General features: G+C 50.4%; 9 protein-coding genes and 1 tRNA gene. 4 read left to right on the top strand and 6 right to left on the bottom strand.

Going from position 1 to position 9384, the window contains the following annotated elements; genetic code table 11:
• The first annotated feature begins 47 nt into the window (after positions 1-47).
• Positions 48-124, top strand: a tRNA-Met gene (locus F7P81_RS16805).
• A 372-nt stretch (positions 125-496) separates the two neighbouring features.
• On the opposite strand, the gene F7P81_RS16800 is transcribed toward F7P81_RS16805, so the two are convergent.
• Genes F7P81_RS16800 through F7P81_RS16790 form a run of 3 tightly spaced genes read right to left on the bottom strand, consistent with a single transcriptional unit; the run spans position 497 to position 2761 of the window.
• On the bottom strand, positions 497-1009 hold the full coding sequence (locus F7P81_RS16800) for a methylated-DNA--[protein]-cysteine S-methyltransferase (protein ID WP_170265310.1): 513 nt from the start codon (positions 1007-1009) through the stop codon (positions 497-499).
• A 47-nt stretch (positions 1010-1056) separates the two neighbouring features.
• Complete coding sequence (locus F7P81_RS16795; protein WP_151160364.1) at positions 1057-2097, bottom strand: LLM class oxidoreductase; 1041 nt, start codon at positions 2095-2097, stop codon at positions 1057-1059.
• 40 nt (positions 2098-2137) lie between these two features.
• A complete protein-coding gene (locus F7P81_RS16790) occupies positions 2138-2761 on the bottom strand; it encodes a glutathione S-transferase family protein (protein WP_151160363.1) in 624 nt (207 codons plus the stop codon).
• A gap of 126 nt (positions 2762-2887) precedes the next feature.
• On the opposite strand from F7P81_RS16790, the gene F7P81_RS16785 reads away from it, so the two are divergent.
• A complete protein-coding gene (locus F7P81_RS16785; RefSeq protein ID WP_151160362.1) occupies positions 2888-3781 on the top strand; it encodes a LysR substrate-binding domain-containing protein in 894 nt (297 codons plus the stop codon).
• 1 nt (position 3782) lies between these two features.
• On the opposite strand, the gene F7P81_RS16780 is transcribed toward F7P81_RS16785, so the two are convergent.
• The 3 genes from F7P81_RS16780 to F7P81_RS16770 form a co-directional block, all read right to left on the bottom strand.
• Positions 3783-5435, bottom strand: a complete 1653-nt coding sequence (locus F7P81_RS16780; RefSeq protein WP_151160361.1) for an ABC transporter permease — start codon at positions 5433-5435, stop codon at positions 3783-3785.
• A 155-nt stretch (positions 5436-5590) separates the two neighbouring features.
• Positions 5591-6613, bottom strand: coding sequence for a Fe(3+) ABC transporter substrate-binding protein (locus F7P81_RS16775; protein ID WP_022709352.1), 1023 nt, complete (start codon positions 6611-6613; stop codon positions 5591-5593).
• Between the two features lie 112 nt (positions 6614-6725).
• Positions 6726-7763: an ABC transporter ATP-binding protein gene (locus F7P81_RS16770; protein WP_022709353.1), complete on the bottom strand. Its 1038-nt coding sequence runs from the start codon at positions 7761-7763 to the stop codon at positions 6726-6728.
• Between the two features lie 174 nt (positions 7764-7937).
• On the opposite strand from F7P81_RS16770, the gene F7P81_RS16765 reads away from it, so the two are divergent.
• The gene (locus F7P81_RS16765) at positions 7938-8306 is read left to right on the top strand and encodes a DUF488 domain-containing protein (protein ID WP_210246380.1); all 369 of its coding nucleotides are present in this window, start codon (positions 7938-7940) and stop codon (positions 8304-8306) included.
• 194 nt (positions 8307-8500) lie between these two features.
• Positions 8501-9280, top strand: coding sequence for an acetoin reductase (locus F7P81_RS16760; RefSeq protein ID WP_151160360.1), 780 nt, complete (start codon positions 8501-8503; stop codon positions 9278-9280).
• The last annotated feature ends 104 nt before the right edge of the window (positions 9281-9384 follow it).

Below are 9384 nucleotides of genomic sequence, written 5' to 3'. Positions count from 1 at the left end.
AGAGGCTGACTTCGCTCCCGGGCCTCACAGGCTTGTACTAACTTTGACGCGGGGTGGAGCAGCCCGGTAGCTCGTCAGGCTCATAACCTGAAGGCCGCAGGTTCAAATCCTGCCCCCGCAACCAAACTTCCCTCAAAGCAATAAAGCCACGATCCAGACGCCATTCCAATAGGCGTGTCTATGCATCTTGATGCAGCCCGTTCGAGCTAAAATCGATAAGCAATCGATTTTTTAACGCTCTCACCTCATCACGCTCATAACCGGAAGGCGGAGGAGGAAAAGCAAGCGATACAATATCGATTGCACGACGAACGAAACAAAGCCAAACCCGAAACCAAAATCTCCCATAAACACATCCGAAATTCAATAGCTCTGGCTAAACCAAGCAAAACTCTTGCAATAGACTGTGCAGCCTAAAGTCGATAATCAAGCGACGGCCATAAGGGCTTCCCCTCCATCGCTTAAGTGGCGATGAGGGGAAGCTCTACTCACGCTGTCAGAGTAAGCGTTCCTGATAAAGACTGCCTTCCAGACGCAATAGCGCCTCTTTCTTGGCTAGACCGCCGCTAAAGCCTGTTAGTTTGCCGTTGGCACCGATGACGCGGTGGCAGGGAACAATAATCGAAATCGGATTAATCGCATTCACGCGGCCAAAAGCACGCGCAGAGCCGCGATGACCGGCACGTTCTGCAAGTTCACCATAGGTAACAACTGTACCATAAGGCACTTTTGCAAGCTCCTGCCAGGCTGCCTTCAGAAAAGGCGTGCCAAGCGGTGCAAGTGTAAGATCAAAATGACGTCTCTCCCTTGCAAAATACTGATGTATCTGTTCAGCGACATGGCGCACAGCTGCATCATCATGTCGTGTAACAGGGATTTGTGTATTGGCTGAATGAACACGGCTGTCATTCTCAAAATCAAGGCGCATAACCGCGCCCTGATCATTCACAATAACGGTTAGCTCACCGATAGGCGTCCGTATACAACCTGAGTAAAAACATACCGGCATGAGCAATGTTCCGCTTGAATATTTTGAACGTATAAAGCAGTGACAATCTACCACGTTATGCTTGATGGTGCAGCGCCAGCAAGCGAAGGAAACAAAGGTAAAACCTCTTCTGCCAGTTCTTGTATAATCTCTGATGGTGGACGTGAAGCAAATTGCATACCAAGTGCCGCATGATTAACTCCGGCTTGCTGCCATTCTCCAAGAAGGTCAATCAGTCCTTTACGTCCTGTTTTCAAAACAAAGCCGCCATTGAGTGGTGTACGCGGGAAATCAGGATCCGCGGTCAACTCCAGCCACTCATTCGTGACATGCGGGCGAAATCCGCGGTCAGGAATTGCATCGCGCCAGCGACAGATATTCTGTGCCAGACGTAAGGGCCCTTCTTGTGTATGTGTCTGTTGCGGATAAGTCAGCCAGCCATCCGCATGCTCGGCTATCCATTGTGGTGTTTGCCGGCTTGATCCTGTGACCAGCAAAGGAATTCGTCCATAAGCTGGCTTTGGCAAAAATTCTGCTTGTGCAAGTTCTCCCAAACTCGAGCGTATCGGCAGTGAGCTTTCTGCCAGTAATTGACGAAAATAGATGACCGTTTCTGCAAAACGCTCAGCTCTTGTATCCAGATCTAAGCCATAGGCTGGAAATTCGACCGGCCTGTCACCTGATGCTATTCCAAGAACAAGCCGCCCGCCGGATAAATGGTCAATGGTGCTTGCTGCTTTGGCGAGATCAATCGGGTGGCGCAGGGAGAAAATCGCACTGCCGATTGCCAGTGAAACTCTGGTTGTTTGTGCGGCAAGATAGGAAAGATAGGTGAACGGATCAAAAATCTGGCCGGCATCACCAAAAGACGGATCATATAGCGGAACATCCCGCACCCAGACGGAAGCAAATCCGCGTTGGTCAATGTCTTTGACGAGGGCAGTTTGACCTTCAAGAGCACGCATATCGCCTTGATAAAAGCGAAGCGGCAGAAATATACCAATCGTAAGTTGATTGGCAGCAAACATACGGGTGTAACCCGGATGGTGCGCAAAGGCTTCTGATGACATACCGGATGTAATTTCCGAAGCAGACAGATTGTTGTTCATGATAAGGCTTTCAAGGAATAGAAAACTTGGCAGATCGAGGCTAAGGACCGGTAGCCGGTTGCGGCAAAGCAATGCCGCGCAATACAGCAGGCCGCGCAGCAATTTTTTGATGCCAGTTGCTTAAGTACGGATGGTGATCGAAATTGAAGCCGCAAATCTGAGCAATATGTGTCCAGCCGAAGGCCGCTATATCCGCAATGGAATATTCTGATCCGGCAAAATATTCAGCGTCACTCAGTCGTTGATTGAGCACCTGATAAATATCGTTTGTCAGTTTTTGGTAACGGGTAATAGCGGGCTGTAATTTGGTTTCAGCGAAGATTTCGAAATGAACACGCTGACCAAAGATCGGCCCCATGCTGGACGAATGAAATTGCAGCCATTGAAGTGCCTGCCAGCGCTCCGCAAAAGATTTTGGCAGGAGCTGGCCGGATTTTTCAGCGATGTAGAGCAGAATGGCAGCAGATTCAAACAGCACTATTCCTGTTGTACTGTCTGTGATGACAGGTATGCGCCCATGCGGATTGAGTGTCAGGAAATCCGCGCTGCGGTGTTCACCCTGTTCAATCTGAATATGATGCAGTGTGTAGTCTAAGCCTGTTTCTTCAAGGGCAATGGTTGCTTTGAACCCGTTCGGAGATGAATCGCTATAAAGTTCAATCATTTTTTCCTTTTGATGATGTGTCAGAAAATCTAAATTGTGGTAGCATCATCTAAAGACATACTTATTTGGAAATAGTGTATTTCTAAAACGATTGATTCTGATTATTAAGTTTAGGAAAACTAAATTATGGGCAAGGTTTTGCCATTGCTGGCTTTACGGGCTTTTACCGAGACCGGACGCACGGGCAGCATTAAGAGTGCAGCTGAGACGATGGGAGTAACGTCAGGTGCTGTAAGCCAGCAAATCCGTCTGCTTGAGGAGCGGACAGGCGTAACGCTTTTCAGACGTACCCGATATGGTGTGGAACTGACGGAAGCAGGGGCGGGTGTTTATCCCGCATTGATGCGGGCATTTGCACAGATTGAAGCGAGTCTTGCCACTCTTGAGACAAGCACGGGGCGGCAGACTTTGACTGTCAGCACGCTGCCTTCTTTTGCTGCTTCATGGCTGGTGCCGCGTCTGGGCAAATTTATGGAACAAAATCCGGAGATTGAAGTCCGTGTTGAGGCATCGTCCGGCTTAACCAACCTGCATGGCGGACGTGTCGATATAGCGATCCGTCACGGGCTAGGTGATTATCCGTCTTATGATGTGCAGCCTTTGATTGCGCCAGAGCTTGTGCCGGTGATGTGTCCTGCATTACTGGCTTCCGGACCTGCTATTGATGAGCCGTCAGATTGTCTGGCCTATCCTTTGCTGCAGGATTCAGATCGTGCTGACTGGCGTTTGTGGCTTACTGCCTGCGGTGTGGAGCCGACACCGGAAGCGGAGCGGGGCACTGCTTTCGATGATGATTTCCTGTTATTGCGTGCTGCGGAGGCGGGACAGGGAATCGCCCTTGTGCGGGATATTTATGCCAGACCGGAAATTGCGGCAGGGCGTCTTGCTCTTGCAATAAACCGCCCCTGGCCGACACAATTTGCTTATTATGTGCTGACATTACCCGAAAATGCACAAAAGCCTGCTGTGAAGCTGTTTATTGAGTGGCTGCATCAGGAGGTGGCTACAGAGAGCATGTAGCTTACAGGCGGCGTCCTACACGGGATAAGACGATGACCGGCAGGATACCGATGGCAACAATTGCCAGTGCTGCAATCGAGGCTTCCTCATAGGTGCCGCGTGCCGCTTCTCCGTAAAGATGGGTTGCCAGTGTTTCGATGTTGAGAGAGCGCAGCAGCAGAGTAGCCGGAAGCTCTTTCACGCAATCAACAAAGACCAGCAATGCCGCTGCACTGAGCGCTGTTTTGGACAGAGGCAAATGAATGTGCCGGAATGTGCCGGTTGCCGTCTCACCTAATGTTCGGGAGGCCTGATCATAGGTCACAGGAATACGGTTGAACCCCGCATCAATACTACCGGCGGATATTGCTAAAAAACGTACCAGATAGGCATAGATCAATGCGGCACCGGAGCCCAGCAAGAACAGGCTGACCGACATATTAAACCATGACATGGCGATCTGGCTGATAAAGTGATCCGCTGCGCCGGTGATAATGAGCACGCCGATCGCAATCACCGTTCCGGGGGCTGCATAGCCCATGGTGGAAAAGCGGAAAAACCATTGCGAGGCATTGCCCGGACGTAGCCGGATCGCATAGGCAACGATCAGGCCGATGGTGAGTGTAACGATCGTCGCGACCGAAGCCAGAATTACCGTATTGATGATTTCATCATAAAGGCGCGGCGAGATACCGGCAAAACGCATGCGTTTCCATGCTTCAGTCGCCAGATAAATAGCCGGAAAGACAAAACCGAGCAGGATTGGTGTAAGCCCCAGCAAAAAGAACATGCCGCCACGTGTTGCGCTGACTTTATGTGGCGTGAATTGCTGGCTGCGTTTTGCACTGGATGAAAAACGCTGTTTGCGTCGCGCCCAGCGTTCAAGCGAGACGAGGCAGACAACAATCAGCAAAAGTGCCAGTGCAATTTGTGCAGCTCCCGGCAGGTCTGAGCGTGTGACCCATGTTGTGTAAATGGAAACGGTGAGCGTGCGGATGCCGAGAAATTCAGCTGCACCAATATCGTTCAGTGTTTCCATCAAAGCGAGACTGATGCCGACTGCAATGGCAGGACGTGCCATTGGCAGAGCAACACGCCAGAAGATTGCATTACGGGTGACGCCTAAAGTTCGTGCCGCATCAATCAATGAAGAAGACTGGGTAAGGAACATCGCCCGTGTCGGAATATAGACATAAGGATAGAGCACAAAACCAAGCAGCAGAATGCAGCCGGTCATGGAGCGGATATCCGGCAGGCGAAAATCGCGCGGGCTGGCAAACCCTAAGAGTGCACGTAATGCGCTTTGAACAGGGCCGATCGGGTGCAGAATATCAAGATAGGCATAGGCGATAATGTAAGTCGGAACAGCAAGCGGCAGCAGCAAAGCCCATTCCAGAATCTTGCGCCCGCGAAAATCATAGGCTGTTACCAGCCATGCTGCAGATGTACCGACAATTGCAACAATAATGCCGACACCGGTCAGCAGAATGAGTGTATCAACGAATGCAACCGGTAATGTTGTGGCCAGAAGATGTGACCATAAACCGTCAGAACCCTGAGCGGCTTGTAAAGCAAGCGCCAGCACCGGCAGAAAAACCAGAAACGCGCTGACTGCTGAAAGGCAGAGCCATAAAGATCCGGCACGGAAAAACCGGCTTTTAGAATATGCTGGCATATTAAGGCTCGCCATTATCCGGAGCGGCTTTGATTTGTCCTGAAACGGAAAACCGCTCTTTCTCTCAGTGTTGCAGTTGAAACGAATCGTCGTCGTAACTGCTTTAATATAAAAAACGCCGCTCTTCATTATTCATAAAGAGCGGCGCTTTTTTATTAATTGTCGAAGCCTACTTTGTCGACCAGCTCACTGGCCTGTTTGCGATGGCTTACGATTTCTGTGAGCGGGGTTTTGTCGATTGTCAGCTCACCGAAGGATTTCACAATCGGATCAAGCGGCGCACCGGCTTTAACCGGATATTCGAAATTGGCTTCCGCATAGATTTTCTGAGCTTCATCAGAAACCAGATATTCAAGCAGCTTCACAGCAGCGTCTTTGTTCTTGGCATGTTTGGCAAGGGACGCACCGCTGATATTGACCTGTGTACCACCTTCTTTGAAGGTTGGCAGAATGACTTTGAGGCTTTCACCCCATTTGACCTGCTCTTCACCGCCCTTGCCGGAACGCATCAGGCCGACATAGTAGGAGTTGGCAACTGCGATATCGCAAATGCCGCCTGCAATGTCTTTCGCGCCGTCACGGTCACCACCGGCCGCTTTACGTGCCAGATTGGCTTTGACGCCTTTCAACCATTCTTCGGTTTTTTCAGCGCCGTAATGGGCGATGTAATCGGCGATCAGGGCTGTGTTGTAAGGATGCTGGCCTGCACGGATACAGATTTTGCCTTTCCATTTCGGATCAGACAGATCTTCATAATTCAGAGCGGTAACATCCAGATCCTTGGCGGCGTAAACAACGCGGGCGCGCATGGACAGGGCAAACCACTCACCTTTAGCATCGCGCAGCTGTGCCGGAACGGCTTCTTCCAGTACTTTGGACGAAACAGGCTGGGTGAGGCCTTTTTCTGTCAGATCGATCAGGTTGCCCGCATCAACGGTCATCAGAATGTCTGCAGGGGAATTCTCACCTTCAGAGGCAACGCGCTCAGCCAGACCGTCTTTCAGGAATACGGTGTTGACTGTAATACCGCTGGAAGCCTTGAAGGCATCAAGCAGAGGCTGGATCAGACCCGGTTCGCGGGTGGTATAGATATTGACTTCCTCTGCATTCGCAGCACCTGCGAAAAGGGTTCCGAGGACGAGAGCAAAGCCTGCTTGCGCATATCCGGTTCTGGTCATTGTATCTCTTTCATGATTGAAACTGCATGGACAGAAATTATGATTAATAAAGTCAACTATTGGTTGACTTTGACTGTCAAGTCAAGCCTTTGTGAGCAGGTTGTATGTGCGTTTAATCGCGGAAGAAGAGCGCTTTGTCCGTATCCAGCTGCAAATGTATTTTCTGAATATTGGCCGGTAACCGGAGAGAAGTGCGGATGCGCAGGGGCGTTTGCAGATCACCGGTGCGGATGAGCAGTTCTTCAGTTTCACCCAGAAAATGACGGCCTGTCACTGTGCCTTCAGTTGTGTTCTGCAGATTATCTGTACCGGCCACCGGAAGAATATGGGAAGGTCGCAGATACATTGTTACCGGTCCGTCGCTGAGCTCTGTATTGCTGACCGGAAAAGTGCCGAGCGGAGTTTCAATCGTCCCGCTTTTGATTGTGCCCGGAATAGCATTGAAACTGCAGAAGAAATCAGCTGCATAACGTCCGTTCGGATGGTCGTAGATTTCATGCGCTGTGCCCTGCTGGATGATTTTGCCTGATTTCATCAGGATAATCCGGTCTCCGGCAGACAAAGCCTCTTCGGCATCATGCGTAACGATAATAACGGTGGTGCCCAACTGGCGCAGCAGAGCTATGGTTTCACTGCGTACTTTCTGGCGCAAACCCTGATCGAGATTGGAAAAGGGCTCATCCATCAGCAGAATGTCAGGGGTCGGCGCCAGTGCGCGCGCCAATGCCACGCGCTGTTGTTCACCGCCCGAGAGCATATGCGGATAACGGGATGCCATATGGGACAAGCCGACCAGAGCCAGCAATTCATCGGCACGGGCCGAGGCTGTTGCCCGAGGTGTTTTCCGCAAGCCGAACAGGACATTTTGCTTTACTGTCAAATGCGGGAACAGGGCGTAATTCTGAAAGACTACGCCGACGCGGCGTTGCTCCGGTTCGATAAAATGCGTACCGTTGACGATAGGCTGATTATTGATGAACACCGAACCGCTGTCCGGCGTATCAATACCGGAGATAATCTTCAGCAGAGTGGTCTTCCCGCAGCCGGAGTGGCCGACAAGACAGATGATTTCACCGGAAGCAACAGACAGCGAAATATCCTGCAGTGCGGCAGTGGTGTCGAAATGTCTGCTGACGGATGAAACCTCCAACGCAGCAAGTCTGTTATCACTTTGTCCGGTGTGGTCTTTTGAATGCACTGTTCACTCTGCCTGTTTCCGTTCTGATTTTGCTATAACACCGGTTCCGGAGTTGTACTATAAAAACCTGACATTTATTATCTTGTAAAACTGAATATGTTTGGCAATGCCGGAGGAGCACGGGCAATGTTGAAAATCGCAGTGAAACGGATTTACGAAGATGTCTCACCGGATGATGGTTTCAGAGTGCTGGTTGACCGCATCTGGCCGCGCGGTATGAGCAAAGAGCACGCTGCCCTTGACCTCTGGCTCAAAGAGATCGCGCCGACAACGGAACTGCGGCAATGGTTTCATCATCAGGAAAGCAGTTCGGAAAACTGGCAGATATTTTGCGGGCGCTATCGTGAGGAATTGCAGCATAATCCCGAACCTGTGAAACTGCTTTTGCAGCATTGTTCAGAGGGGGCGGTTACGCTGCTTTATTCGGCGAAAGATACAGATCATAATCAGGCAATTGTTCTCAGAGATTATTTGTCCGGGCAGCAAGCGCCGTAAACGGCGATACTCTGATAGATGTTTTCAGACTTGAATGAAAAATTGATTGTAATCAATGAATTAATGCAGGAAATTTGCAATTCTGCCCTCATATCCGGTAGCAGACATGCATTGCAAAAGGCCATATTGCGGCCGTGTATAGCAGGCATGTTGACCGGCAGGTTTTCGATCCTCAAGACGAAAAGGATATGATTATGACTGTTACCAATAAGGTTGCGTTAGTTACCGGTGCGGCTCAGGGCATTGGCCGCGGCATTGCGTTGCGTCTGGCAAAAGACGGTTTTGATCTGACACTGGTTGATCTGAAAGAAGACAAGCTTGAAGCGGTTGCCAAAGAGATTGAAGCGCTCGGGCGCAAGGCAACGACTTTTGCTGCCGATGTCAGCAAGCGCGATGATATTTACGCGGCCATTGAATATACCGAGAAAGAGCTCGGTGGTTTTGATGTGATTGTGAACAATGCCGGTATTGCGCAGGTTAAGCCGCTTTCCGAGGTCACACCGGAAGAAGTTGACCGGATATTTAAGATCAATATTGACGGTGTGCTCTGGGGTATTCAGGCGGCGGCGGCAAAATTCAAGCAGCGCGGCCAGAAGGGTAAAATCATCAATGCGTCGTCTATTGCCGGTCATGATGGTTTTGCGATGCTTGGCGTTTATTCCGCGACCAAATTTGCAGTACGTGCGCTGACACAGGCTGCGGCGAAGGAATATGCCAGTGCGGGCATTACCGTGAATGCTTATTGTCCGGGTATTGTCGGTACCGATATGTGGGTGGAAATTGACGAACGCTTTGCGGAAATTACCGGTGCACCGAAGGGCGAGACCTATAAGAAATTTGTTGAAGGGATTGCCCTTGGCCGTGCGCAAACACCGGATGATGTGGCGGCGCTGGTTTCTTTCCTTGCAGGGGCTGATTCTGATTATATTACCGGTCAGGCCATTCTGACTGACGGCGGTATTGTTTATCGCTAAGTGTTTCACTTTTTTTGGAAAAGAAAGCCCGCCGGAAATTCCAGCGGGCTTTTGTTTTTAGAGCATTTCACAGTCAAGTTGGATCAACTTGACGTCGGGATAAT

Source organism: Pseudochrobactrum saccharolyticum (assembly GCF_008801715.1).
GTDB classification, from domain to species: Bacteria; Pseudomonadota; Alphaproteobacteria; order Rhizobiales; family Rhizobiaceae; genus Pseudochrobactrum; species Pseudochrobactrum saccharolyticum.
Note: the sequence above shows the minus strand (reverse complement) of the source record. Positions and strands in the feature narration are given on the sequence as shown.